We start from the raw sequence: 25683 nt of genomic DNA on the forward strand, positions 1-25683 counted from the left end.
GCGTGCTGAGCGCGGCTGCGCGGAATGAAATGGAGTTGAACGTTATCACGCGCCGGTGGATTTCGGCTTGGCGCGGGGCTTGGGGGCGGGTTTGGCGGGCTGGGTCGCGGGATCGGCGGGTGGAGTCGCGATTTGGGCGGATGGGTTGGCGACGCTTGCCTTCGCGACGCCTGCGTTAGCGACGCTTGCCTTGGTCCCGGCGCCGGCCGCCGTCATACCAGCAGCGTCCACCTCCGCCAACGCCGATTGCGCCGGGTCGGACGCGCCCAGCCAGACGTCGAGCGTCAGCCCGAGCACCGTGTCGAGCGGCGCGCTGGGAAACACAGGACACGTGAGATTCAGCGCGACGATGCCGTGCAACGTCGCCCAGAACGCCTCGGCCCACACACCGATATCCGTCGATGCGGACAGGCGCCCCGCCGCCTGCAGTTCGGCGAGCGCGGACAGCATGATCTGCAACGCGGCTTCGCCGGGATCATCGTCGGCGGGAATGCTGGCGTCGATGTCGGCATCGGCTTGCGCGGCAGTCTGTACCGCCGATGCGCCACTCAATGCCGCGCCGGTGTAGCTCGGATCTTCCATGAAGATCAGCCGGTAAGTCTGCGGATGCGCGACGCCGAACGCCACATACGCACGGCCGATCGCCTTCAACCGTTCGGCCGGATCGACCATGCCCGCGAGCGGCGCGAAGGTCGCCAGCAACTGCGCGTAGCCCTCCTCGCACAGCGCACGGGCGATCTCGTCGCGGCTTTCGAAATGCAGATACAGCGTGGCCGGTGAATATTCGATGGCGTCGGCGATCTTGCGCATGGACAGCGCGGCAAATCCTTCGCGCATCACGATGCGGCGCGCGGCATCGAGGATGCGTTCGCGCAATGCCTGCTTCTGACGGTTCTTTCGTTCGGCGATTCCCATGACGCTCATTTTCGTGTTGACAAACTGAAAAGTCAAATTAAACTGAACACTGTTCACTGAACGGTGTTCATTAAATTTTCGATCGTCATCGTCGTGTGTCATGCGATGCCGGTCGCGGCCGTCCAGCGTCACGTCAATCGAGTCAAACCGCGGCCACGCGCCGTCTCAAGGAGTCGTCATGCAAGCAATCGGAAAGGTCGGTCTGTTCGGCGCCGCGGGCGCGGCCGGTCAAATCATCGCCACGGCGCTGAGCGCCGCGGGGCGCGACTACCGGGTGGTCGGCCGCTCGCGCAAGAGTCTGGAAGACGCGTTCGGCGCCGATCCGCACGCGGAAATCGCCACGTGGAATCCCGACGATCCGGAATCGATCCGCGCGGCCGCCGCGGGCCTGCAGACCGTCATCTATCTGGTCGGCGTTCCCTACGACCGCTTCGCCGAGCACCCGCCGCTGATGGAACGCACGCTGGCCGGCGTGACGGCGGCGGGCGTCGAACGCTTCATCCTGATCGGCACCGTGTACCCGTACGGCCGGGCGCGCAGCAATCCGATCCGCGAGAATCATCCGCGCGAGCCGCACACGTTCAAGGGGCAGATGCGGCTCGCGCAGGAAAAGCTCGTGCTCGCGGCGCATGGCCGCAATGGTCTGTCCACACTGGTGCTGCGTCTGCCGGATTTCTACGGTCCCGGCATCGAGCGCAGTCTGCTGAACGGCGTGTTCGAAGGCGCGGCGAACGGCCGGCGCGCGCAGATGGTCGGCCCGGTGGATGTGCCGCACGAGTTCATCTATCTGCCGGATGCTGGTCCGGTGGTGGAGAAACTCACGCGCACGCCGGAGGCTTATGGACGCTGGTGGCATCTCGCCGGCGCAGGCACCATCACGCAGCGCGAAGTGGCGCGTCAGGCGTACGCGCTGGCTGGCCGCGAGCCGAAATTGACGGTCGCGGGCAAGACCATGCTGCGCGTGCTCGGCCTGTTCAATCCGTTGATGCGCGAGATGGTGGAGATGAACTACCTGATGACCGAGCCCGTCGTGATGGACGATTCGGCGTTACGCGGGTTGCTTGGACCGATCGCTAAAACGTCGTACGAGGACGGGATCCGGGCGTCGTTCGAGGCGGCGAAAAATGCGGTGGTGAACGCGAAGGCGGGTTCGGCGGCGTCCCTCACCCCGTCACGTCGCCCGGCGGAAAATGACCGCTCTTGAGTAGCACCGGCGTGCCGTTACTGATCTGCAGATGCTCGCGCGCGACGGCCTCGATGCGCTCGCGGCCGGCGTCGAACGCTCGCATCCACCCTTCGAGGTCCTCGGTGTGCGCGCCGAAGTGATCTTCGAGCGCTTCGACCGAAATCGCGCACGGCACCGGTTCGCCGTTCACCAGCGCGGCAAACACGACGGTCAGATTCGAATCGCGGTAAGCAGGTGCGTCCGCGGGGAAGCGAATTTCCATGGTCGCTCCATCAGAAGTGGCCGGCGCGGCAGGATCGGACGGGCCGGCGGCGCCGACGAGCCTCAGCCGCCCCGTCGCAGTCCCGACATGGTACTCGCGCGGCCGAATCGCGGTCCAGTTGGCGCCGGCCTGACGGCATGCATCACGCGCCGCCATCAGTGCCCGCCCAGCAAACGATCGACGTAGTCGCGCGCCGCCTGTTCGACGAACGCCAACGCCTCCTCCTCGCTGCCGAAGCGCTGTTCGCCGCCCAGATCGAGCAGCGTTTCGATCCGGTGCGGGTCGTCGGGACCGAGTTGCGCGAGGCTCACCGAGCCGATGTAGATGCCGTCGGACGCATCGGCCGGTCCAGCGCCGGACGGCACGAGGCGCGCGGCGGCGCTGATGTAATAGCCGCGATAAGGGCCGCTGACCCGTTCTGCCATGGTCGTTCTCCTCGTTGCATTGTATGAATGTGATGGGTGTACCGGTAAGTAAGGCGCCGCGTCGGCCGATAAGTTCGCCCCGGTGCGTCCTGGGGTGCCGCCCGGTTCGTTCGAGCAAGGCTGGATCGCGGGCAGACGCGAGGGATCGCACTTGTGCGACACATCCCGGTCGAACGGATTTCGCGGCATGCCGCGTGCTATCCGATGACGCCATTTCCGGACCACCGAGCGCAATATGGGAAAATATTTTCTGAAGAACCACGAACTGCCCGAGCCCGATGCGGCGACCCGCTGGTTTGCCTATGCGGAAAGCCACGGCATCGACATCCCGAAAGCCATCAGCATCTGGGAAGACGCGGCCACCGCGAGCGGTAACGAGAGCCGCAAGCTGGTCGGCGCGGCAGGCATCACGATCGAAACGCCCTAAAGGAAACCTCACGATGCATTTGAACACGCAAGCGCGCCGCGCTCTCCGCCTCCGCCTGAGCGGCGCCGTCGCGCCGCTGCGCCGCACCTTGCTGGCGGCGGCACTGCCCGGCGTCGTGCTGCTCGGCGCGAGCCTCGCCGGCTGCGCATCGTCGAACACGACGTCGCTGATCAATCTGCCGAACGGCCAGACCGGCTTCGCGGTGAATTGCAGCGGCGCGGATGCCGCGTCGAGCTGGGCCTCGTGCTACGTGCAGGCCGGCAAGGCGTGCGGCGCGACCGGCTACGACATCGTGTCGAAGGACAACGACGAAGGCGGCGCGGCCGGCGGCAGCGTGACCAACGTCGTGTCGGCGAACGTCAAGAATCGCTCGATGATCGTGCGCTGCAAATAAGCCCGCGACTTCCCGACCACCTGACATGCCCGCCGCGCAGCGTCAGGCACGCACGACAGGCGATCGTCAATGCGCCTGCATTTTCGAAAACACGTTCAGCACGACGACGCCCGCGATAATCAACCCGAGCCCGATGATCGCCGGCAGGTCGGGCACCTGCCGGTACAGCAGCAGCGCGACCAGCGTGATCAGCACGATGCCCGCGCCCGACCACACGGCATAGACGATGCCGACCGGAATGCTCTTGAGCGTCAGCGACAGACAATAGAACGCGACGCCATACCCGAGCACCACCACCGCCGACGGAATCAGCCGCGAGAAACCTTCCGATGCCCGCATCGCCGACGTCGCGATCACTTCCGCGACGATCGCGATGCCGAGCAACGCGTAGGGAGGCAGCCGCATCGTCTCAGGCCTTTGCAAGCGCGAGCTTGCCGTAGTCGTGGCCGAGGTGTGCGCACAGCGCTTCCACCACCAGTTCGTGATCGGCGCGTTGCGGCAGACCGGACACCGTGATCGAGCCGATCACGCCGGCGCCGCTCACCGTCAATGGAAACGCGCCGCCGTGCGATGCGTATTCGCTGGCGGGCAACGCATGCTTGTCGGCGATCGTGCTGCCGGACTGCTGCATCTTCAGCCCGATCGCGTACGAGCTGCGGCGGAAATGCGCGACCGTGTTGCCCTTGCGGCGCGCCCAGTCGACGTTGTCCGGCGTCGCGCCGTCGAGCAGGCTGAAGAACAGCGGCTGGCCGAAGGTGCGCACATCGATGGCGGCGGCGATGCCGCGCGCCTTCGCGACTTCGTGCAGATACGCGCCGATCTGCCACGCGCGGTCGGCATCGAATTGAGGGAACACGAGCGTGCGTTCCTGTGCGGCAATGACCTGCAGATCGTGTGCGATATCCATGGAATTCCGGTGGAAGAAAGTGTTGAACGTGCAGTGAGTCCGGCGCGGCGATGAATCGTGCGTGCGCACGCATGCGCGGCAGGTGCCGTGCGCGACATTTCACGCGAAACGATTCTGGATTCTAGCGCAGCGCCTTGCGACGGCCTTCCGGCATGCGACGCGGGCCATGCATGCCGCGACGGGTGCGTTGACAACGTCCCGCTGCCGCGCTCGCACTGCATGCGCTCGACGTCGAACGTCGCCCGGCATGCTCCCGGAAGCGTCATTTGTTAAACAGGTATTGCAATGGCCATCCCGGTACGCTATACTCTTTTCTTCGACGGACGCGGGGTGGAGCAGTCTGGCAGCTCGTCGGGCTCATAACCCGAAGGTCGTAGGTTCAAATCCTACCCCCGCAACCATCAAGCATTTCAAAGGCCTGATTTCTCACGAGATCAGGCCTTTTCGCTTTCCGGGGCGCCTGACTTTGCGAGAAGTCCGGCGCCCTTTGCTTTTGTTCGTCGCACGAGCACGCTGGGGGCGAACGATCAGGCGGCGTCGATCATGACCGGCACCCACCGCGCACCGCAACTACATCTGCAAGCACCCACGACAACGCGCTGATACCGGCTATAGCCGATTGCGCATTCGTCCGTTTTCGCAGGTCGTTCGCCCTCAGTGAATCCACGACCGAGTGATAAACTCCCATCACTCTTTCTCGTCCCCTTCCTATGAAATTCTGTTCTGTCTGCGGTCACAGCGTCAGCCTGAGCATTCCTCCGGGCGACAACCGCGAACGCTTCGTATGCGGCAGTTGCGGCACGGTGCACTATCAGAATCCGCGCAACGTGGTCGGCACGGTCCCGGTGTGGGACGACAAGGTACTGCTGTGCCGCCGCGCGATCGAACCGCGCTATGGCTACTGGACGCTGCCCGCGGGTTTCATGGAAATGGGCGAGACGACCGCCGAAGCCGCGGCACGCGAAACGCTCGAGGAAGCCGGCGCGCGCGTCGAGGTGCAGAGCCTGTTCTCGCTGCTGAATGTGCCGCACGTGCATCAGGTGCATCTGTTCTACATGGCGCGTCTGCTCGATCTCGACATCGCCGCCGGCGAGGAAAGTCTCGAAGTCAAACTCTTCGCGGAACACGAAATCCCCTGGGACGAGATCGCCTTTCCGACCGTCGGCCAGACCCTGCGCTTCTTCCTCGCCGATCGCGCCGCCGGCAGTTTCGGCCTGCATACGGGCGACATCTTCCGCTCGCTGCGCGAAGGCTGAGCGGCGCCCATGGTGCCCTGGCTCGGACCTGACGATCCGTTTCCCGCCGTCGAGCGCGCGCTCGGCGCCGCCAGCGGCGCGCCGGGTCTGCTTGCCGCCAGCGCCGACCTGCTGCCGTCGCGGCTGATCGACGCCTACCGGCGCGGCATTTTTCCGTGGTACTCGGACGGCCAGCCGGTGTTGTGGTGGAGCCCCGACCCGCGCATGATCCTGCGGCCCGCCGAATTCAAACTGTCGCCATCGCTGCGCAAGACGCTCAAGCGCGTGCTGCGCGAGGACGCGTGGGAGATTCGCGTCGATCACGATTTCGCCGCCGTGATGCGCGCCTGCGCGCAGGCGCCGCGGCGCGGCCAGCGCGGCACGTGGATTACCGCCGACGTGGTCGACGCGTATTCGTCGCTGCATCGTGCGGGCGACGCGCACAGCATCGAAAGCTGGTACGACGGCAAACGCGTGGGCGGCTTGTATGGCGTGTCGTTCGGCCGGATGTTCTTCGGCGAATCGATGTTCGCGGAGGTCACGGACGCGTCGAAGATCGCGCTGGCCGCGCTGGTCGGCCACCTGCGGCGGCATGGCATCGAGTTGATCGATTGCCAGCAGAACACGTCGCATCTTGCGTCGCTCGGCGGACGCGAGATCGCGCGCAAGGCGTTCGTCGCGCATGTGCGGGCGACGGTAGGTGCGCCGCCGATTCCATGGGGCTTCGACAAGGAAGTGCTGGGCGAACTGCTGAGGAAGGCGGACGCCGCATCGGGCGGCTGAAACAGCCACGCAGGTGAGTACTGCCTTGAAGCGGTGCAATGGCATCGCGTCATGGCCGCCATGGTCTTCCGGCCGGCTGATCCACGACGACGAGCATGGTCCAGCCGCCGCCCATCGGGAGAAAGCGGCGGCGGGCGGCTTCGCTTATTGCTTCGTCAACTGCCCGTAGGCGACCGACGAATTGTTCGTCGCCCTGATCACGTAGAGAATCGAACGAACGTACAGGCTGCTTCCCGAAATGGGCAGGAACGTGATCGCGGCATTACCGGTAAGGGTCGTGCCCGGTGTGACGCCGCAAGCTGCATTCGCCCCAGTGACGGTCAGCGTGTAGAGATTTTTGCTGGATGCGGGCGTAGCCAGCAGCAACGTCCCGGTCACCGGGCAATTGCTGAGGGTGCCGCTCAACGTGCCGTCGTTTGCAATCGTCAGCGACGCGCCGCTTTGCGACCACGTGCCCGCCACGCTCGCCTGCGTGACGGCGAGCGCATTCGCCGGGTCGTAGGCCCAGTCCACGGCAACCGTGTTGCCGTTCTGGACGTAGCTGCCGGTGAACGTCTGGTTATTGACAAACGTGCCCGAGCCGGCGCTGGTCCGATAGTAGACGAAGTTATTGACCTGCACGCCCGACGTGAGCGTCCAGTTCGGCGAGGTGGCTGCGACGACGCCGAACAACTCCGACACCGTGAAGGTGCCTAGCGAGTTCAAGGCGGAAACGTTGCCCTGCGCATCGATGAATGCAGTCGTCTTGCCCGCGCCGGACTGGCTTGTCCAGATCCCTTCCACGCCGTTGCCGACAACTTTGGTCGAACCGTTTTGCGGACTGGAGAGGCTCGGCAATGACTCGCCGTTGGCCGCCGCAACCGGAGCCGGAGGTGTCGCCGGCAGCGAAGCGTTGCTGGTCGACGGCGTCGTCGACGAACTGCTACCGCCACCGCCACAGGCAACCAGAACGAGCGAAGCGAGCAGAGATAACGCCAATGTTGCTTTGTTTTTCATATTCATTCTTGTTTTCGGGCGGGCATGCCGATCAAGCCCGCCATCTTGTACCGTTAGTTAGATTGACCCCGATGTTTTCTCTCAGACGCCAACTCCTTGAATCACCACAAAAATTCGCTTGACAAAAATAAAATCGCACGAATATCTGTAATATTTGGAAATGACGCTAAAGAGGTATACGGCACGATGGGCGCCGACTTTAATTCTTATTGAAAAATCTTTAATACGTGTGCATTGACATCGACGCATTTAATGCGAAATAGATAAAATACTCGACCGGAGAAGGCCGCCAGAAAAGGTTCTCATACTCCCGTCTGACAAGGCCGCGTGTAGAAAATCTTTACGCTTGCCTCGGACGTTCCTGGCTTTCCTGATCGAATACGCCTGTGAAAAACAGGCTCGACGTCAATACAATCGCTGCAATTAGATGCGCCATGATTTTCTCATCCGCTCCGCAATCGTCACGGTGCATCGTGCAACGTTGTACGGGTCGCGCGCGTTAATCTGATTCGATCATTGGCTGGTGATACTCCTCACTGCGCTCACTGTCACCAGGTTCAACACGAAGAAACATCCCGCGAGCATCCGCCATATACTTACCGCTACGATTCGCACCGCCACCGTTCGCCGCGCCGTTCGCTGGCTAACTGATGAGCCCTATCACGGCGGTCTCGCGAAAATTTTCGTGTTACCGTTTATGCAGGCTGCCGGACGGAGCTCTGCCGATCGGCCCAGCTAAACGATAGGTTTGACAGAGCACCCCCCGGGTTGGCGCGTTCCCCCAGCCCGACAGCCGTACCTGCAGCGCCCACGCCGGCGAGGCAGGAAGAATCAGGCCGAATCCGGGTCCGCCGCAACCGGGCGGATCACGTGCCGCGAGGCGCGCCGGATTTGCACTACCGAGACGCTTCGAGAGCTGCCAACGTGACTCATCCTAACGAGCTGCCTCTTTCCCCGCTTTCAGCGCTGCAATTTTATGCAACGGCGCCGTATCCCTGCAGTTATCTGGATGGCCGCATCGCGCGCTCGCAGGTCGCCACGCCCAGTCATCTGATCAACTCCGACGTCTACACCGATCTCGTCAAGGCCGGCTTCCGCCGCTCGGGCGTGTTCACCTACCGTCCGTATTGCGACGGCTGCCGCGCGTGCGTGCCGGTGCGCGTGCCGGTCGAGCGTTTCGAGCCGAACCGCACGCAACGCCGCGTGTGGAAAAAGCACGGCGAACTGATCGCCACCGTCGCGCCGCTGCATTACGACGAAGAACACTACGCGCTCTACATGCGCTATCAATCGGCGCGTCACGCGGGCGGCGGCATGGATCGCGACAGCCGCGACCAGTACGAACAGTTCCTGCTGCAAAGCCGGATCAACTCGCGTCTCGTCGAATTCCGCGAGCCGTGGCCGAACCAGCCGGACGTGCCCGGCGTGCTGCGCATGATCAGCATGATCGATATTCTCGGCGACGGGCTGTCGTCGGTGTACACGTTCTTCGAGCCGGATCTGCCGCATACCAGCTTCGGCACCTACAACATCTACTGGCAGATCGAGCAGGCGCGCAGCCTGAAACTGCCGTACGTGTATCTCGGCTACTGGATTCGCGAAAGTCCGAAGATGGCGTACAAAGCCAACTTCCGTCCGCTCGAAGGGCTGATCGACGGCGCGTGGCAGGTGCTCGATCCGTCGGCGGTCGACCTGCCGCCGGTCGATCTGGCGATTCATGGCCGACGCGGTCCGCTGCGGCCTTGACACGGCATTGAAGCGGCCTTGAGCGAGGCATTGAAGCGGCCTTGACGTGGCCTTGACGTGGCCTTGAAACCGCCTGGATATCGCCTCGGCACCCACTCCGGATTCCGCTTCGTTCTGCCCCAGATCCCGCAACCCGCGCGCCCTGGAAACCACCGAATCCCCTCCGGCGCGCCGCCCTTCCCGTCCAAAGCCCCGCTCCCGGACCTCAAAGCCGTTAAAATAGCGGGTTCCCATTTTTCGGCCGCCCGGCTTCGTCCCGTGTTCAGTTCCCTCTACCCGCTCGTACGCGCCCAACTCTTCCGCATGGACGCGGAAGACGCTCATCACCTGACCCTGCGCATGCTCGGCGCCGCCGGCCGCACCGGCCTCGCGGGCGCGCTCGCGCCGCACGTGCCGGACGCGCCGCGCACCGTGATGGGACTGACGTTCCGCAACCCGGTCGGACTCGCGGCCGGGCTCGACAAGGACGGCGCCTGCATCGACGGTCTGGCCGCGCTCGGTTTCGGTTTCATCGAAGTGGGCACGGTCACGCCGCGCGCGCAGCCGGGCAATCCGCGTCCGCGCATGTTCCGTCTGCCGCAGGCGAACGCGGTCATCAACCGGATGGGCTTCAACAACGCCGGCGTCGACCAGTTCGTGAAGAACGTGCAGGCCGCGCGCTATCGCGGCACGCTCGGGCTGAACATCGGCAAGAACGCCGACACGCCGATCGAACGCGCCGCCGAAGACTACCTGTACTGCCTCGAACGCGTGTACCCGTTCGCCAGCTACGTGACGGTCAACATCTCGTCGCCGAATACGAAGAACCTGCGCCAGTTGCAGGGCGCGGGCGAACTCGACGCGCTGCTCGCGGCGCTGAAGGACAAGCAGCAGCGTCTCGCGGACATGCACGGCAAGCTCGTGCCGCTCGCGCTGAAAATCGCCCCGGACCTCGACGACGAACAGATCAAGTCGATCGCCGACACCTTGTTGCGGCACCGTTTCGAAGGCGTGATCGCGACCAACACCACGCTGTCGCGCACCGCCGTCACGGGCATGCAGCACGGCGACGAAGCCGGCGGCCTGTCGGGCAAACCGGTGTTCGACGCGTCGAACGAGGTGATCCGCAAGCTGCGCGCGGAAGTCGGCGATACGGTGCCGATCATCGGCGTCGGCGGGATTTTCTCGGGCGAGGATGCACGCGCGAAGCTGGCGGCCGGCGCGTCGCTGGTGCAGCTTTACACCGGCTTCATCTATCGCGGCCCGGCGCTCGTCGCCGAATGCGCGCGGGCGTTGCGCTGAACGCAGCGAAAGCGGCCCTGGCTCGCGGTTTTGGCCGCTTCTGCCGCTTTCACCGCTTTTGTCATTCGCTGTCCCGTTATCCCATGCATACCGCATCACGCATATAGACATAAGCAAACGGTATTTTGGTTTCGATAGTCTGCTTTGTTATGCTTTCGTCTGTTAAAACGCCAGACGAAACACAAGGAACAGAATGAAATTGGGCTTGCTGAAGAAGCTGCTGGTCGCCGGTCTGATCGGCGCGTCGTTCACCGCCGTCACCGCGCATGCGGACGATCTGCTCGATCAGGTCAAACAGCGCGGCACGCTGCGTATCGGCCTGGAAGGCACGTTCCCGCCGTTCAACTCGAAAGCGCCGTCGGGCGAACTGGTCGGCTACGACGTCGATATCGCCAAGGCAGTCGCCGCGAAACTCGGCGTGAAGCCGGAATTCGTCACGACCGAATGGAGCGGCATCATCGCCGGTCTGCAGGCGGGCAAGTTCGACGTGATCGTCAACCAGGTCGGCATCACGGACGCACGCAAGCAGGCGCTCGACTTCTCGCCGGCCTACACGTACTCGGCCGCGCAACTGATCCAGCGCAAGGACGACACGCGTCAGTTCAAGTCGCTCGACGACCTCAAGGGCAAGAAGCTCGGCGTCGGTCTGGGCACCAACTACATGGACATGGCGAAGTCGGTGCCGGGCATCGACGTGAAGACGTATCCGGGTGCGCCCGAGTATCTGCGCGATCTGGCCGCCGGCCGGCTCGACGCGGCGCTCAACGACCGTCTGATGCTCGCGTATCTGATGAAGACCTCGCCGCTGCCGCTGCGCACCGGCGCGAACGTCGGCGCGGGCAACCCGTCGGGCATCCCGTTCAGGAAGGGCAATCCGAAGTTCGCCAAGGCGATCGGCGACGCGATGAACCAGCTCGAGGCGGACGGCACGTTCGCGAAGATCTCGGACAAGTGGTTCGGCATCGACGTCAGCAAGCCGATCAAGTAAGCGGCATGACGTGAAACGAAGGGCGGCATCGTCGGCGATGCCGCCCTTCGCGCTTCTACGCCACGTCTCGTTCGCTCCCGCGCCGCCTCTGCTTCGCTCCCAAGTTTATGATGTGCGCTTCGCGCGCCAACCCGACGACTCCCGCTCATGTCCACCACTTCCCTGCTCGTGCAATCGCTGCCTGTGCTCGCACAGGGCGCCGTTCTGACGATCAAGTTCGCGGTTCTGTCGATGTTCTTCGGCCTGCTCGCCGGCGCCGTGCTGGCGTTGATGGGCGTGAGCCACAGCCGCGCGCTGAACTGGCTCGCGCGCATCTACGTGAGCGTGATGCGCGGCACGCCGCTGCTGGTGCAGATCTTCGTGATCTACTACGGCCTGCCGAGCTTCGGCATTTCGCTCGATCCGACACCGGCCGGCGTGCTCGCGCTGTCGGCGAACGTCGCCGCGTATCTGTCGGAGAGCATGCGCGGCGCGATTCTCGGCATCCACAACGGCCAGTGGCTCGCCGCGTATAGTCTCGGGCTGTCGCGCCGCCAGACGCTGCGCTACGTGATCGCGCCGCAGGCGCTGCGAATCGCGGTGCCGAGTCTGTCGAACAGTTTGATCAGTCTGATCAAGGACACCTCGCTGGTGTCGGTGATCACGGTCACGGAACTGCTGCGCAGCGCGCAGGAAGTGATTGCGTCGACCTATCAGCCGCTGCCGCTGTATCTGGCCGCGGCCGCGGTGTACTGGGTGCTGTGCCAGTTGCTCGAAAGCGTGCAGCGCTGGTATGAACGGCGCCTCGCGCTGCCGTCGCGCAACTGAGGCGTTAGCCGGGCTTGATCAGCGGCTCGCGAGCGGCGCCGGGGGTTGATCCAGCGCCGCGCCGAACCGCTCGAAACGCGGTGCGTAATAGCGGTCCGGGTCGAGCGAGAACGCCACGTGACGCGTGCGGCCCATCAACTCCTTGCGCGGAAAGAAACCGAAGTAACGCGAGTCGGCGCTGTCGTCGCGATTGTCGCCGAGCATCAGATATTCGCCGGGCGGCACCGTCACCGGCCCGAACGAACTGCGCGGACTCGGCGCATCGGGCGAGAGGCGCACCGTGTGCGCGACGCCGTCGAAACGCTCGGTCAGATAGTCGCCGCGCGACGCGGCATCGCCGGGCAGCGGCGGCATTTTCAGCGGCTGATACCCGGCGCGCACGCCGTTCACATACAGCACGTTGTCGCGCATCGCGATGCGGTCGCCCGGCACGCCGATCAACCGCTTGACGATCAGCTCGTGCGCCGCCGACGAATCCACGGTCACGATATCGCCGCGCTGCGGATCGTGCAGATGCGCGATCGTGATGTGCGTGAGCGGCACGCGCAGATCGTAGGCCATCTTGTCGACGAAGATGCGGTCGCCCTCGCGGATGGTGGGCAGCATCGAGCCGCTCGGCACGACGTTCCAGTCGGCCACGGCGCTGCGGAACAGCACCATCAGGAAGATAAACGCGACGAGGCTCTTGTTGTCGCGCCACAGTTTGCCAAGCATGCGCATGATGGGCGGCTCCGCTGGAAGGGGTTTGAAAGCGGTGGCGGGACAGCGCGGGATTCGCGCGCCACGGTTCGCGCAAATCCTACCACCGTCGGGGCTATCCGCCCTCTTGCGCTGTTCCGTCACTCGCCCGCGAAGCGCAGCCCCAACGCAGCGCGCGCGGCATCGGCCATTTCGATCATCTGCAACGACGTGCGGTGCGGCATCAACGGACTCTCCAGTTGGCCCGCGCGGATCAGCTCGCAGAAGTGCGCGGTCTCGTAGTTCAATCCGCCGCCTTCGAACGGCTCGTCGAGTTCGACCACGCGTGCGTCGGCGTAACGGATCGTCGCGCGCGACGGATTCCACCATGGCTCATGAATGGTCACGTGGCCGCCTTTCGCCATCAGCAGCGCGTCGCCCTTGCCGTGCAGATCGAGTCCGCAGAACAGTTGCGCGATGCCGCGTTCGTGCTGGCTGTTCAGACTCGCGAACACGTCGACGCCGGTCGCGCCGAGCCGGCCGAGCGTCTGCACGTCGCGCGGGGCGCCGAGCCAGTCGACCGCGAGAAAGATTTCGTAGATGCCGATGTCGAGCAGCGCGCCGCCCGCGTGCTCGAACGACAGCGACGGATGATCGTCCGGCACGCCCGGCACCGAGCAACCCGCACGCACGAGGCCCACCTCGCCGATCGGATCGGCCGTCAGATGCGCGCGCAACTTCTGGTAGAGCGGATAGAACGGCGGCTTCATCGCTTCCATGAAGAGCCGTTGCGCGGCGCGCGCGGCGTCGAGCACACGTTCGAGCTGCGGCCGGTTGATGGTGGCGGGTTTCTCGCACAGCACATGCAGGCCGGCCTGCAACGCGGCGATGGCGTAGTCGGCGTGACTGTCCTGGACGGTCGCGATGTAGAGGGCGTCGATGCCGCTCGCGAGCAGCGCATCGAAATCGGCGCACACGGTGCCGCCGAATTCGTCGGCGAACGCCTGGGCCGGTTCCGCGCGACGCGACCACAGCGCGGCGAGTTGCGCGTGCGGGACGAACGCGAGCCCCTGCGCGAAGCGGCGGGCAATCCGGCCCGTACCGACGATGCCCCAGCGAATCACGCGCGCCGGCTCAGCCTCCTGCGGGGCGTCGTGCCGCGCCGCGCTTGAAGCTGTCGTGGTGGTTGTCGTTGTATTGCTTGTCGTTGTGCTTGTGTTGCCTGTCGTCGTCATCGTTCCTTCGCGTCCATGCAGTTCCGAACAGGCGTCATTGTCGCGCATGCCGCGCGCTCATGGATCGCCGTGAGCCCGCGCGGTCGCCGCGCTGTCCGTTCCGCTGCATCGAGCGTCGAGGCCCCCCCTCCGCTGCTGCCTCCTGCTACCTGCCTGACTTACTCGTGGGACGCGGGCGGCTCGCCGGAAAACTGGCCGCCGAGTTCCTCGGCCGTATAGTCGATCATCGCGAGCGAAGCGGCCTCCGCTTCCTTCGGGTCGCGCCGTTCGATCGCCTCGACCACCCGCAGATGCGACTGCACCGCGTCTTCCCACAGCCCGGCGCGCGGCGTGACGATCGGATTGACCGTCGACAGCGCGCCGCGAATGATCGCCGCCATCTGCTTGAAGAACTGGTTGCCGCTCGCGATCACGATGCGCGTATGGAACAGCTCGTCGGCTTCCTGATAGCCCGGCTCGTTCGGCCGGATCAGGCGGAACGCCTCGAACGCCTCGCGGATCGCCGCGACGTCGGCGGCGCTGCCGCGCGAGGCCGCCTGCGCCGACGCGCGCGGTTCGATCAGGATGCGGAACTCGATCACGTCGCGCAGAAACAGCGGATCGGGTTTCGCGCGAAAGCGCCAGTTGACGACGTCCTCGTCGATCATGCGCCAGTCGCTCATCGAGCGGATGCGCGTGCCGATCTTGGGGCGCACGTCGAGCATGTCGCGGGCGAGCAGCATCGAGAGCGCCTCGCGCATGACGGTGCGGCTCACGTCGAACTCTTTCGACAGCACATCCTGCGGCGGCAGAATCGCGCCGTACTTCTCTTCGACGATGCCGGTGACGAGTCCGTCCATCACTTTGCTCACCAGCGATCGATCCTTGTTAGCCTGTTCCATGACACTCTCCCCGAAGCGGTGTTTGCCCCCGCGTAGCCTGTTGATCAAGCGGCCCTCGTGTGTCGTTTTTTTATGCTTCCTGGTTGTTTTACGATACGTTGCTAGCTTCGAAACACTTGCGCCAGTTGGGAAACGTCCTGACAGGGTTATCCCTCTGAGGAATTGTTTCGTTCGTGTAACGCTGCATGGTTCGATGGGCCATATGCTTGCGTTCCAAGCGTGCCTCGAATGTGAAATTTGCATGGTGCGAAGACGCACGTAGTGGAGTGAATTGTCTGATCGACTGCGGATGGGGTGGTCGCGGTGGCGGGTGGGGGCGAGGGGTTGGCGGGGATGGGGGGCGTTCGCGGGCTTCGTTTTGGTTTTTTTTGTGGGGCGCCTGGCGGGGTGGTTGTTTTTTTTGTTCTTCTGGTTAGGATGCGTTGCCCCTGTGCGGGGCGGCACTCACTTTTCTTTGCCTGCCGCAAAGAAAAGTAAGCAAAAGAAAGCGGCTTTACACCGCTAACTCTTAAGCGGGTCCCCCGCGCAGTCACGGTAGTGGAACATCTGGAATTCGTGCCCCCGCACTCTCCACCCCAGTGGCACAGCAGTCATTCATCCCGCCTCGCGCAGTGCGCTCGTCGGCGCGGTCTGCTTCGGTGGTTCGGTTGCTTTGATTGGTTCGGTTGGTTCGGTTGGTTCGGTTGGTTCGGTTGGTTCGGTTGGTTCGGTTGGTTTTGTCGATTCTACTGGGTTTGTTGACTCTTTTGCTTCGGTTGGTTTCAGGCGTAGGCGTACTCGTAACGGTTGGCGCATGTCCGCAGGAGGCGCTCCCGCCATGGAGCGGGTCATCAATAATTCGCGTAGCTGAGCGTCCGCCTTCGCATCACCCAATGTGTCGAATTGCACGCTTGTGATCGCGCCGTCTGATCCAATCCATGCGCGAATCAATAGCGCCGGCGGTGGAGCGTCCGCCTTCGCGTTGGCTATACGCTCCTCCAGGAACGCGTGCAGTTCGTTCGATGTCGCGCTGTCCCCTTCCAGCGATGCCTCGAACTCCCGCCCTACCCGCCGTCCATAGTCGATCCACGATTGCGGGACGCTTTGCAGCACACCGCGTTGCGCATTTTGGGCCGCGCTTTGTTGCGTGCTTACCGTCGTGCTTACCGTTGTGTTTGTCGTTTTATTTGCCGATGTCTCCGGCGTCTGCGCGGCAGACGTCAACGGCGCGGTCGCCGCGCCGGCAAGCACGAGGATGCCCAGCCGTTGGCGCCATCCGCGGCGATCGTTTTGCTTCATCAGTTTCCCCTCCGCTTATTCCGCTTCGAGCGGTAAATACAGTCTCGATCCGTTGCGTTGCACGAGCAACGCCACCGTGCCGCGCGTCGCGCCAATGCCCGCGATCAACGCATCCACGCTCGCTACCGGTGTGCCGTTGACCGACAGCAGCACGTCCCCCGCTTTCAGGCCGGCTCGTGCCGCCTGGCCGGCCGCCTGCTCGACAAGCAGGCCCCGGTCGACGCCGAGTTGCTGCTGCTCCTGAGCACTCAATGGTCGTAACGCCAGGCCAATGCGCGCGGGCCCCTTCGGACTGTCGCTCCCCACACTGCCGATGCCGCTGTCGAGCGCGCCCACCATGACCTGAATCCGGCGTCGCGCGCCGCCGCGCCACACCAGTAGCGCGGCCGGCTGGCCCGGCTTCATCCGCGCGATCGTGCCGAGCAGGTCGACCGGGTCCGCCACCGCGACGCCGTCCACGCCAAGCACCACATCGCCGGCCAGTAGCCCCGCCTGCGCGCCCGGGCCGCCCGCCTCCACCATGCTGATCAAGGCGCCGTCCGGACGGCTGAGGCCGAACGAACGCGCGAGCGCGTCGCTGACTTCCTGTAGCGACACGCCGAGGCGCCCGCGCGTGACCTTGCCTGTCTTCAGCAACTGATCCTTCACGTCGAGCGCGACGTCGATCGGGATCGCGAACGACAAACCCTGGTAGCCGCCGGTCTTCGAAAAAATCATCGAGTTGATCGCGATCACCCGGCCATCCAGATCGAACAGCGGGCCGCCGGAGTTGCCCGGGTTGATCGGCACGTCGGTCTGGATGAACGGAATGTAGCTGTCGCCCGGCAACGAGCGCGACTTCGCGCTGACTATCCCCTGCGTCACCGTGTTCGCAAACCCATACGGCGATCCGATCGCCATCACCCAGTCGCCCACCTCGGTGCGCGATGCGTCGCCCGTCACGACCGCCGGTAGATTGCGCGCGTCGATACGGATCACGGCCACGTCCGACAACGCGTCGCTGCCGATCACCGTGCCCTTGAACTGGCGCTTGTCGGTCAGCTTCACGTCCACGCTCGACGCATCTCCGACCACGTGCCGGTTCGTCAGAATGATCCCGTCCGCACTCACGATGAAACCCGAGCCCAGACTCACCTCCTCGCGGTTGCCGATCACGCGACGCGCGAGAAACGGCGCGAGCGGATTGCCGGGCGCAATGCCAGGCGGCAACTGGATGCCCATCTGCGTGACCTCCCGCGTGACGCTGATGTTGACCACCGCCTGCCCGTAACGTTTGACCAGCACGGCGAAGTTCGGCACGCTCAGCGAGGCGGGATGGGCAGCGAGATTGGCGGAAGACGACTGAAGCGATGGTGGCGGCGATGCCTGGAGCGGAGATAAGGGCAAGTCTCCCGGCGAGGTTTGGGCCGCCGCGTGGACAGCAAAGCTGGCGGCGAGCAGGAGTGCGCATGACAGCACAGGCAGCGCATGCGACACCGGCAATGTCTGCAACATCGGCAACGTCCGCACCATTCGCACCAATCGCACCATTCGCACCATCCGCATGCCGGGCGCGCGCGCCGACGGTCTCTTCAATACACGCCGCCACGCCGACACGGTCCACGGTTTCACGACGCGCTTCATCGCCACTCCTCTCGTTGCATGGGCGGATTGCCTGGATGATTTGCTCGATTGCTACGTTCAGGTGCTTCACTCCGGCGCAACGCCGCGCTTCACTTCGGCGGCACGACGACCGGCGCGGCAGGACGCTGGGGCGTCACCGAGTTGCCCCAGTTCGCGCCGAACCGGTTCCGTTCGGTCGACAGATTGAATGTGCCGACCCGGTTCGACGGCGCATTGGCCGCCGCTTCCGCCGCGGTCCGCGATGCACCGTTCGACGCCGCCGGTTTCGGCTGCAATTGCGAACTCAGGCAGTCGTACGACAGCGCGCGCTGGCCATCCACTTCCGCATCCACGCAAACCGGCTTGGCTGCCGACGCGGAGGTCGACGCCGACGCCTTCGCTCCGGAAGACGCAGTCGCGCCACCTGGTGGCGCGGCACGCTGCTGCGCGGGTGCCTGAGCACGCGCTTCATTCTGCTGACCGTATGCCGCGCCGGCACCCATGACGACGGCCAGCAATCCGATTCCGATCCGACGTAAAGCCATCACGTTCTCCCCCACGCTCAGGTTCCTCGATGTGCGATGCGAAGCCGTCAATCGCGAGCATCGCGAGTCAAGGCGCGAGTCAAGGCACGCGTTGAAAACCGACATCGACCGCGACACGCAACTCGACACGCAACTCGCCTCGCTAGGCCACCTCATGCAGCGGCATACGCGCGAACCGTTCGAAAATGAATCGCTGCGCGGTTTCGATGCGCACGGCCGGCAGCACGTCTCGTCGCGCCCACAACGTCTTCGCGCCATCGACCGGCAGCCACGCGAGCACCTGCGCGCCGGTCGGAAACGGCGTCGCCGCCGGCTCGCGATAGTCGACGCGGTACAGCGCGGGCGCCGCGTCTCGCGCGCCCCACACATCGCCGATGTCGCGCACGCTGCCGTCGAACCAGAAGCGCACCCAGCGCGCGCGACGGGTCGCGGGTTCGCTCGCGTCGTCGGTCTCCGGCAATCTCATGAAGCCCGCCAGCACCAGCAGCAACGGCGCCACGTCCTCGTCGCGCATCGACGCGTACGACCATAACGACAGCACGTCGGCGCAGGCCAGCACCGCCATGAAGCGCGTGAAGCCGAATCCGGGCCACAGTTGCCGCAACACCGCATAGTGTTGTTGCCACTGATCGACGAAGCGTCTGCGCTGCGCGGCGAAGATGCGCGGATCGCGCGAGCCGCGTGCGCTCAACTCGGACGGCTGATACGCAGCGGTCGTCAGGACGCAGGCGGCGTCGCTTGGCGTGCTTCGATGCCGGAATACGCCGACGCGACCGGGCATCGCGACGATCGCTGCATGACACAGCGGGCATTGCTCCGGCGCGGCGTCGTCGGGTGGGATTGCGGTAGGCCACACGATGGCCGGTACGCTGGCGCGACGTTGCGCGGGCAGCGTGCGGCCGGGCAGACTGCGCCGGCGCGTGCTCGTGGTGGTTGGCGGGCTCTGCATGCCTTGTGTGCTGACCAGGCTCGCCGTCCCCACCACGCCCTCCCTTCCGCCGCCGCTCGCCGACCCCGCCGCGCCGCCCTCCGCGCCCGTCACATGTCCCGCGCGAGCCGTGCCCGCCGCCTCGGTTTCGTTCGCCGCGCGCGCCATCGTCCGTGCCCTCACTGCGCCGCGGCCAGCGCCTTCTTCAGCGCGTCTTCGTTGATCGGCGCGTTCGCGGCCAGCTTGCCGACATACGCCTGCACGTTCTGCTGCAAACGTTGCGCGCGCAACGTCGCGCGGATCTGCTCCTTGACGTCGGCAAGCGGACGCTGCGCCGCCGCACGCGTGTCGATCAGCTTGACGATGTGAAAACCCGTCGGCGTCTGCACCGGCGCGGACACCTGGCCGGCCTTGAGCGCGGCGGCGGCCTGGCGGATCGCCGGCAGCAGCATCGTCTCCGGCACCACGCCCATGTCGCCGCCGTTCGCCGCGCTGGTCTTGTCCTGCGAGTTCGCCTTCGCCAGCGCCGCGAAATCGCCGCTACGCGCGCGTCCCGCGAGATCGGTCGCCTGTTTGCGGATTTTCTCGACGCTCGCGGCATCCGTGTTCGGCGGCACTTCGAGATAAATCTGCGCGAGATGCAGCGAACGCGGCACGGTGAATGCCGGCGCGTTCTGCTCGTACGCGGCCTGGATTTCCGCATCGGACGGATACGCCGCCGGCGGCGCATTCACCGACGCCAGATAGCTGCGCACGACCACCTCGCGCTGTGCCTCCTCCAACGCCGCGCGCACCTGCGGTTGCTTGTCCCAGCCCTTCGCCTTCGCTTCGGCGAGCACCGACTTCTGCGCGAGCGTCGAACGCACGAGCTGATCCATCGCGGACGGATCGGCGGCGAGACGCGTGCGTCCGTCCGGATTGAGCGACTTCAGCAGGGTTTCGATATCGGCCTGCGTGACCGACGCCTGGGGCGCGTTGGCGATGACGTCGCTTTGCGCCATCGCGACGAGCGGCGCGAGCGACAGCAGCCATGCTGCGAGTACAAGTTTCTTCACCGTGACTCCTGCGATTACGTGAATGCTGTTGAATGCTGTTGAATGCTGTTGTGAACGTTGTTCTGCTCGCGACGATCGTCGTCGCGGTTCATGCGTGGACCAGGCGCGCCCTGTCTCGCCCATCGATGCGCCTGCATCGCGTACGGCGGCGCATGGGCGCGAGAACATGGGCGACAAGGCGGGTTATCAGGCAGGCGACCGCTCGCGTTCCATCGGCGTTTCCAGCCGGACGACAACCGGCTGGATCATGTCGCGCGGCGGCGGCAATCCCACCTGTCTGCCGACGACGAGCGCGGCAAGCTCCGCTTCGAGTTCTTCCTCCAGACCAACTTCTCCACCCTGCACGCATTCGATCCGTTCGACCCGGCCGCGTGCATCGAGCCATGTTTTCAAGCGCAGCACCGGCACGTGCTGCCCGGCCGTTGCCGCGTTCGCCTGCCGTTCAAAAAATCCGGCCAGCCGGGACGCGGACGCTTCGTCGTCAGCCAGCGCCGTCTGCAAACACAGCGCAACCTGCTGCGCGTAGCTCACCCACGCCGACGGCGCGGCATCGACGCCCACCGCAGCGGGCTTCGCGCGCGGCCGGCCGCCGAAGACCGACGACCACGCCGCGCGCAACGCGCCAAAGCGGTCCGCGACGCTCATTACGCCGACGCCTTCTCACGCGAAGCCCGCTCGCGCACGGCCTCTCCCTCGCGCGCGCCGACCTCGATCCCCGCACCGGCCGCCGCGGCAGCCACCGCCGCCTGCGTCTGCGCGTGCTGCTCGGCGAACACCGGCCGCGTACGCAGATGCATCAGCAACTCCTGAATGAGGCGATCCCACAGTTCCACCGTCGAGCGCAGATAACGCACGCTCACGCCGCCGCCGACGATCACATCCATCTCCAGCGCAATGAATTGCCCGTGATCGGCGAGCCGCGCAAAACGTTTCGTGCGATTCCAGCTCGCGACCCATTCCTGCGGATAGTCGCCTTGCACCTGGAGCACGCAGCTCAGCGTGTAGTCGAGATAGCGCACGACGGTCTCCTGCCCGACGGCGCCCTGCGCGAGATTGCCGAAGCGCACCGAGAAACCGATCCCCTGGCTCGCGCTCATCAACTGCACCACGCCGGCCTGTTCGGCCACCGTCACGCGGTAGCCGGCCGCCTTCAGCACGTCCGCGAGCTGCTCGATGCTCACGGCCTCGATCAAGTCGTTCGATGCCGATGCGTCGGCCGCGGCTTTCGTCTGTTCGTCACTCATGTCGATCGTCCTTTTCGTCCTGTAGGTCCTGTACGTCCGTTATGTTCTGCCGGTTGTGCTGGCCCCTGTCTGTCTCGATGGGCTCTTGTTCCGTTTCTGGTCATCCCCGCCACACCATTTCTCTCAGGCTCAATGCCAGGCTAACTGCAAGGCTCACTGCACGGCAGCCGCAGCTGCACCTGCACTTGCACCCGCAGCCCCCGCCGCGACACCACGCGCCGCCGGATCGTATTTCGCGCTGTACAGCGCATCGCCATAACGCTGTTCGAGCTCGTCGTATTTCACCCGCGCGCCTTGCGCGAACGGTTGCCGCGAGGCAAGGAACGTCCCCAGCCCCGCGTGTTCGTACGCGTCCAGAATCTCGTGCCCGACGCGGTACAGGTCCGCGTTTTTAGCCTGACACTGCTGCAACTGCGCATCGCGCTGCTTCACATCGTTCTGCGCTTGCGTGCGTTGCGCGTCGCGGGCGCGCGAGACCGTCAGCAGTTCCTCGTACGACGCCTTGTACTTCTCCAGTTGCCGGGCATCCTGCGCATGGCTGCTTTTCTCCGTCGCCTGCGCGCGTTCGGCCGCGGCCTCGCCGCCGGATTTGCCGGTCGTGGCCGCGAGTTTCGCCTGCGCGTCCTTCAATTGCGCGAGCGCCTGATCGCGTTGCTGCTCCGCCGCCGTTTTATCGGCCTGCAGTTGCGCCTGATTGTCCTGAAGCTGACGCAACGTCTGCGTGGTGGTGCGCAACTGGCTGCGCAGCTTGTCTTCGATACTCTGCGCATGCGCGACGCCGCCCCACGACATCAGCACGCCGGCGAACACGGCGACGGCAAAGCGGTAACGAACTGGGTTCATGCCGACTCCCGTCAGAAGCGCGCGTTGAGTTCGATCTGCAGCACGTCGATCGACACCGGCGGACCGTAGACTTCCTTCGCGCTCAGATAACGCGCCGACAGCCACGTATCGCGCGCGACCGCGTACGCGGCGCCGAGAATGTAGCCGCGCGCATTGGTGCCGCCGAGATGGAAGTCGGGATCGTTGAAGGCATCGAGCGTGGCGTCCGGTTGCAGATACTTGTAGGCCACCGAGAAATTCCATTGGCCCTTGGTGCTCGGTTCCGGCTCGCCGATCGTCACCTTCGCGAGATAGCCGTTCGGGCCGCTGCGATAGTCGGACTGCGTCGCGTTGACGGTGGTCGCCTCGTAGTTGTTCACCGGCAGCGTGGCCGCGCTGAACGCCTTGTTGGTGTTGTACGCGAGGTTGCGCACGAACTCGCCGTCGAGTCGGACCTTCACGCGATCGGCCACCTTCGTGTCCCACTGCGCCTTGATGTCGAGCAGCCGGTAGTTGTACGCGAGGCCGAAGAGTTGCGGATCGGGCGTCATGCCCGGCGCGAGGTTCGGGTTCTGGACGATGTTGCGCAGCGCCACCAGCGTATTGCCGCCTTGCAGGTAGGTGGGCGCTTCGTTGTCGGTGCTGCAGCTGGTTGCGCCGAGATAGAGCGCGCACGGCGAGGACAGCGTGCCGCGCATGTTCTGGAAGTCGTAGTAGGCGAGCGCGCCCTTCAGCTTGTTCTGCTGGTCGATCTTCCATTCGGCGCCGACCTGCGCGCCGAACATCCACTTGGTGTCGCTGCCCACCTTGCTGGTGCTGTTCGACGGGAAGTTCTCCGCCGTGTACTGGATCGGGAACACGCCGAAGGTGCCGAACAGGGTCACGTCGGGATTGACCGGCAACGCATGGCGAAAGCTCGCGGCGATGCCGTCCATTTCCAGATCGTTCGAGAACAGCAGGTCCGACGTGAAGAACGGATTGTCGAAGCGCCCCGCGACGACGTTCAGCCACGCGTTCGGCTGATAGCGGAAGTACGCCTTGTTCAGCCAGATGTTCTTCTTCGCGAAGCCGCCGCCCGCGTTCGCCGTGGTGGACACGGGACCGTTGTCGTTGCCGCTCGCGAGTTGCAGCCCGGCGGTGAACTCGTCGGACAGCAGCGCCGTCACGCCCAGGCGCGCACGATAGCGTTCGAGGTTGTTGCGGTTCTGCGTGGTGTTCTGCGTCGGCAACTGCGTCGTATTGGTGTTGCCGTTGATGTCGAAGCCGCCGCCCTGATTGATCGCGGCGAAGTTCGTCACGTTGTTCGCGTTGCGGCTGCCGTAGAAGTGATACTCGTCGCGCACGCGCAGATCGCCGTCGAGTTTGATGCGCGAGACCCAGTCGGGAAAGGTGTTGGGTTGCGCCCAGTTCTCGGCCTTGGCCTGCGCGATCACTTCCTGCTTCACCTGATCGCGGATCTGTTCGCGCACCACCTGCGGCACGTACGGCACCGCGACATCGCCCGGTCGGGTCGGCGCGTTGACGACCGCAGTGGCGGCAACCCCAGCAACCCCGCCGCGCGCGGGCGCGCCCTGCGCCGCCTTCGCCTGCGCCGTCTCGGCGCGCGCCTCGCGGATCAGGTCGTTGGCGTTCTGCTGCGTGAGCACGCCGCGCTTGACCAGCAGGTTGATCAGGTTGATCACCGTGCTTTCGGTCGGCGCCGCCGTGCCGCTCGCGGCCTGCGTCTCGAGCGACTGCGCGTACGCGCTGCCGGTGCAGGCGAGGCCCAGCGTGAACAGCGCCACGCTCAGACGCGTGCCGGTCACCGTCGATCCCCCGCCGCCATAGCCGCGCCCCCGTACTTTCGTGTTCCGAATCATCAATTCTCTCCGCTTGACCGCTGTTCTTTTCGACGGCGGGGTCCGTGTTCCGGGCCCGCCGCGTGTTCGATATGTGTGGGTGCCATCACCCCGGTTTGCGTCCCTGCAGCTTCACGAGCACCGGATACGCGGTGGCCGGCGGCGGCGCCTCGTCCACCTTGCCGAGCGCCTCGATCGACGCGACCACCGCCGCGTCGAGCTTCTCGTCGCCGGTCGATTGCGCGACAGTCACCTTCGTGATGCGGCCCGACGGTTCCATCCACAGATTCAGGCTGCCGGTGAAGCGCGCGCCGCCCGCGTCCTGCACCGCCTTGTCCTGCTCGATTGCCCGTTGCAGCACGTAGACCATGTATTGCGCGTAGCTGGCATTGCCGAAGCGCCCGCCGCCCGCGCTGCCGGCCATGCCGGAACCGTCGCCGGCGCCGATGTTGAAGCTGTCGGTGCCTGCCTGGGCCGGCGCATTCATCGTCATCTGCCTGGGCTGGTTGTCCGAAGGCTTCGGCGCTTCCGACGGCCTGGGTGCGACCGTCGGCTTGTCCAGCGGCGTCTTCACCTCCTCCTTCACCTTTTCCGGCGGCGGTTTCTGGGGCGGCGGCGGAGGCGGCGGCGGCAACGGAATCACCGTCGTCACCTGCGGCGCGCTGACGCGCTTGACGCCCGCGGTATCGCTCGCGAAATGCCAGATCAGCGCGGCCAGTCCCACGAGCGCCACGACGATCAGCACAGGCTTGATGAAACGGCCGGGGCCCTTGCCCGACGGGCCGCCGTTATAGGTCATTTCCATCGCGTGGTCCTAGCCGCCCTGCTTCGCTTTGCCGGTCACGAGACCGACCTGGGACAGGTCGAGGCGCCGCAGCAGATCGAGCACGTCCATCACCCGCTGGTACTGCACGGCCGAGTCGCCCTTCAGCACGATCGGCACATCGGGGTTGCTGGCCTTCTCGGTGCGCAGGCGGCTTTCGAGTTCGTCCATCGAGACCGGATAGGCATCCAGAAAAATCTGTCCGGAGTCGGACACGGTGATCGCCTTGGTCTTCGGCTTCGCGAGACTCGTGGACGAGCTCGCCTTCGGCAGATCGACCTTGATGCCCTGCACCGACGCGGTCGTCATGATGATGAAGATGATCAGCAGCACGTACGCCAGATCGAGCATCGGCGTGATGTTGATGTCGTCGTACGGCTTGTCGTCGTCCTGAACCTGCAT

The 25683-nt window shown here is 65.1% G+C and carries 29 protein-coding genes and 1 tRNA gene; 10 read left to right on the plus strand and 20 right to left on the minus strand.

Annotated features, from left to right (window positions below):
• Positions 1-45: 45 nt before the first annotated feature.
• A complete protein-coding gene (locus tag LFL96_RS11075; protein ID WP_280995295.1) occupies positions 46-915 on the minus strand; it encodes a TetR/AcrR family transcriptional regulator in 870 nt (289 codons plus the stop codon).
• Positions 916-1093: 178 nt separating this feature from the next.
• Between LFL96_RS11075 and LFL96_RS11080 the strand changes: the two genes are divergently transcribed.
• Complete coding sequence (locus tag LFL96_RS11080) at positions 1094-2119, plus strand: NAD-dependent epimerase/dehydratase family protein (protein ID WP_280995296.1); 1026 nt, start codon at positions 1094-1096, stop codon at positions 2117-2119.
• On the opposite strand, the gene LFL96_RS11085 is transcribed toward LFL96_RS11080, so the two are convergent.
• Complete coding sequence (locus tag LFL96_RS11085) at positions 2079-2363, minus strand: DUF1488 domain-containing protein (RefSeq protein ID WP_280995297.1); 285 nt, start codon at positions 2361-2363, stop codon at positions 2079-2081. The genes LFL96_RS11080 and LFL96_RS11085 overlap by 41 nt on opposite strands.
• 155 nt (positions 2364-2518) lie before the next feature.
• On the minus strand, positions 2519-2788 hold the full coding sequence (locus LFL96_RS11090) for a hypothetical protein (RefSeq protein ID WP_280995298.1): 270 nt from the start codon (positions 2786-2788) through the stop codon (positions 2519-2521).
• 235 nt (positions 2789-3023) lie between these two features.
• On the opposite strand from LFL96_RS11090, the gene LFL96_RS11095 reads away from it, so the two are divergent.
• Both LFL96_RS11095 and LFL96_RS11100 read left to right on the plus strand, forming a co-directional pair.
• On the plus strand, positions 3024-3215 hold the full coding sequence (locus tag LFL96_RS11095; RefSeq protein ID WP_280995299.1) for a hypothetical protein: 192 nt from the start codon (positions 3024-3026) through the stop codon (positions 3213-3215).
• Between the two features lie 13 nt (positions 3216-3228).
• On the plus strand, positions 3229-3609 hold the full coding sequence (locus LFL96_RS11100) for a hypothetical protein (protein ID WP_280995300.1): 381 nt from the start codon (positions 3229-3231) through the stop codon (positions 3607-3609).
• Positions 3610-3675: 66 nt separating this feature from the next.
• Here LFL96_RS11100 and LFL96_RS11105 read toward each other — a convergent pair whose 3' ends face one another.
• Both LFL96_RS11105 and LFL96_RS11110 read right to left on the minus strand, forming a co-directional pair.
• On the minus strand, positions 3676-4014 hold the full coding sequence (locus LFL96_RS11105; protein WP_280995301.1) for an SMR family transporter: 339 nt from the start codon (positions 4012-4014) through the stop codon (positions 3676-3678).
• 4 nt (positions 4015-4018) lie between these two features.
• Positions 4019-4516 carry a heme-degrading domain-containing protein gene (locus LFL96_RS11110; protein ID WP_280995302.1) on the minus strand — a complete coding sequence of 166 codons (498 nt, stop codon included), beginning with the start codon at positions 4514-4516 and terminating at the stop codon, positions 4019-4021.
• 324 nt (positions 4517-4840) lie between these two features.
• Here LFL96_RS11110 and LFL96_RS11115 point away from each other — a divergent pair.
• From LFL96_RS11115 to aat, 3 genes are all read left to right on the plus strand, one after another.
• Positions 4841-4917, plus strand: a tRNA-Met gene (locus tag LFL96_RS11115).
• A 309-nt stretch (positions 4918-5226) separates the two neighbouring features.
• Entirely contained in the window at positions 5227-5772 is a 546-nt protein-coding gene (locus tag LFL96_RS11120; RefSeq protein WP_280995303.1) for an NUDIX hydrolase, read from the plus strand.
• Between the two features lie 9 nt (positions 5773-5781).
• The gene (aat, locus tag LFL96_RS11125) at positions 5782-6534 is read left to right on the plus strand and encodes a leucyl/phenylalanyl-tRNA--protein transferase (RefSeq protein ID WP_280995304.1); all 753 of its coding nucleotides are present in this window, start codon (positions 5782-5784) and stop codon (positions 6532-6534) included.
• A gap of 144 nt (positions 6535-6678) precedes the next feature.
• On the opposite strand, the gene LFL96_RS11130 is transcribed toward aat, so the two are convergent.
• Positions 6679-7530, minus strand: coding sequence for a hypothetical protein (locus LFL96_RS11130; RefSeq protein WP_348638395.1), 852 nt, complete (start codon positions 7528-7530; stop codon positions 6679-6681).
• Positions 7531-8454: 924 nt separating this feature from the next.
• Here LFL96_RS11130 and LFL96_RS11135 point away from each other — a divergent pair.
• From LFL96_RS11135 to LFL96_RS11150, 4 genes are all read left to right on the plus strand, one after another.
• On the plus strand, positions 8455-9276 hold the full coding sequence (locus tag LFL96_RS11135; RefSeq protein WP_280995306.1) for an arginyltransferase: 822 nt from the start codon (positions 8455-8457) through the stop codon (positions 9274-9276).
• Positions 9277-9579: 303 nt separating this feature from the next.
• Positions 9580-10557: a quinone-dependent dihydroorotate dehydrogenase gene (locus LFL96_RS11140; RefSeq protein WP_281000694.1), complete on the plus strand. Its 978-nt coding sequence runs from the start codon at positions 9580-9582 to the stop codon at positions 10555-10557.
• Positions 10558-10750: 193 nt separating this feature from the next.
• Positions 10751-11545: a cystine ABC transporter substrate-binding protein gene (locus tag LFL96_RS11145; protein WP_280995307.1), complete on the plus strand. Its 795-nt coding sequence runs from the start codon at positions 10751-10753 to the stop codon at positions 11543-11545.
• A gap of 147 nt (positions 11546-11692) precedes the next feature.
• Complete coding sequence (locus tag LFL96_RS11150; protein ID WP_280995308.1) at positions 11693-12352, plus strand: amino acid ABC transporter permease; 660 nt, start codon at positions 11693-11695, stop codon at positions 12350-12352.
• 18 nt (positions 12353-12370) lie between these two features.
• Here LFL96_RS11150 and lepB read toward each other — a convergent pair whose 3' ends face one another.
• The 14 genes from lepB to LFL96_RS11220 all read right to left on the minus strand — a co-directional run bounded on the left by lepB (position 12371) and on the right by LFL96_RS11220 (position 25683).
• The gene (gene lepB, locus LFL96_RS11155; RefSeq protein ID WP_280995309.1) at positions 12371-13072 is read right to left on the minus strand and encodes a signal peptidase I; all 702 of its coding nucleotides are present in this window, start codon (positions 13070-13072) and stop codon (positions 12371-12373) included.
• A 119-nt stretch (positions 13073-13191) separates the two neighbouring features.
• Complete coding sequence (locus LFL96_RS11160; protein WP_280995310.1) at positions 13192-14313, minus strand: Gfo/Idh/MocA family oxidoreductase; 1122 nt, start codon at positions 14311-14313, stop codon at positions 13192-13194.
• A 110-nt stretch (positions 14314-14423) separates the two neighbouring features.
• On the minus strand, positions 14424-15146 hold the full coding sequence (locus LFL96_RS11165; protein ID WP_280995311.1) for a FadR/GntR family transcriptional regulator: 723 nt from the start codon (positions 15144-15146) through the stop codon (positions 14424-14426).
• Between the two features lie 594 nt (positions 15147-15740).
• Entirely contained in the window at positions 15741-16424 is a 684-nt protein-coding gene (locus tag LFL96_RS11170; protein WP_280995312.1) for a hypothetical protein, read from the minus strand.
• A gap of 15 nt (positions 16425-16439) precedes the next feature.
• Positions 16440-18047, minus strand: a complete 1608-nt coding sequence (locus LFL96_RS11175) for a Do family serine endopeptidase (protein ID WP_280995313.1) — start codon at positions 18045-18047, stop codon at positions 16440-16442.
• A gap of 89 nt (positions 18048-18136) precedes the next feature.
• The gene (locus tag LFL96_RS11180) at positions 18137-18571 is read right to left on the minus strand and encodes a hypothetical protein (RefSeq protein ID WP_280995314.1); all 435 of its coding nucleotides are present in this window, start codon (positions 18569-18571) and stop codon (positions 18137-18139) included.
• A 142-nt stretch (positions 18572-18713) separates the two neighbouring features.
• Complete coding sequence (locus tag LFL96_RS11185; RefSeq protein WP_280995315.1) at positions 18714-19667, minus strand: hypothetical protein; 954 nt, start codon at positions 19665-19667, stop codon at positions 18714-18716.
• 11 nt (positions 19668-19678) lie between these two features.
• A complete protein-coding gene (locus LFL96_RS11190) occupies positions 19679-20554 on the minus strand; it encodes a peptidylprolyl isomerase (protein ID WP_280995316.1) in 876 nt (291 codons plus the stop codon).
• A 186-nt stretch (positions 20555-20740) separates the two neighbouring features.
• Positions 20741-21199: a hypothetical protein gene (locus tag LFL96_RS11195; protein ID WP_280995317.1), complete on the minus strand. Its 459-nt coding sequence runs from the start codon at positions 21197-21199 to the stop codon at positions 20741-20743.
• Positions 21199-21798, minus strand: coding sequence for a YbjN domain-containing protein (locus LFL96_RS11200; RefSeq protein WP_280995318.1), 600 nt, complete (start codon positions 21796-21798; stop codon positions 21199-21201). Before LFL96_RS11200 ends, LFL96_RS11195 begins: the two co-directional genes overlap by 1 nt.
• Before the next feature lie 153 nt (positions 21799-21951).
• The gene (locus tag LFL96_RS11205; protein WP_280995319.1) at positions 21952-22641 is read right to left on the minus strand and encodes a hypothetical protein; all 690 of its coding nucleotides are present in this window, start codon (positions 22639-22641) and stop codon (positions 21952-21954) included.
• An 11-nt stretch (positions 22642-22652) separates the two neighbouring features.
• On the minus strand, positions 22653-24479 hold the full coding sequence (locus LFL96_RS11210; protein WP_280995320.1) for a putative porin: 1827 nt from the start codon (positions 24477-24479) through the stop codon (positions 22653-22655).
• 85 nt (positions 24480-24564) lie between these two features.
• Positions 24565-25263 (minus strand): energy transducer TonB, encoded by a 699-nt coding sequence (locus LFL96_RS11215; RefSeq protein WP_280995321.1) that lies wholly within the window; start codon positions 25261-25263, stop codon positions 24565-24567.
• Positions 25264-25272: 9 nt separating this feature from the next.
• Positions 25273-25683 carry a biopolymer transporter ExbD gene (locus LFL96_RS11220; RefSeq protein ID WP_280995322.1) on the minus strand — a complete coding sequence of 137 codons (411 nt, stop codon included), beginning with the start codon at positions 25681-25683 and terminating at the stop codon, positions 25273-25275.

It is taken from the genome of Paraburkholderia sp. D15 (assembly GCF_029910215.1).
Classification (GTDB): Bacteria; Pseudomonadota; Gammaproteobacteria; order Burkholderiales; family Burkholderiaceae; genus Paraburkholderia.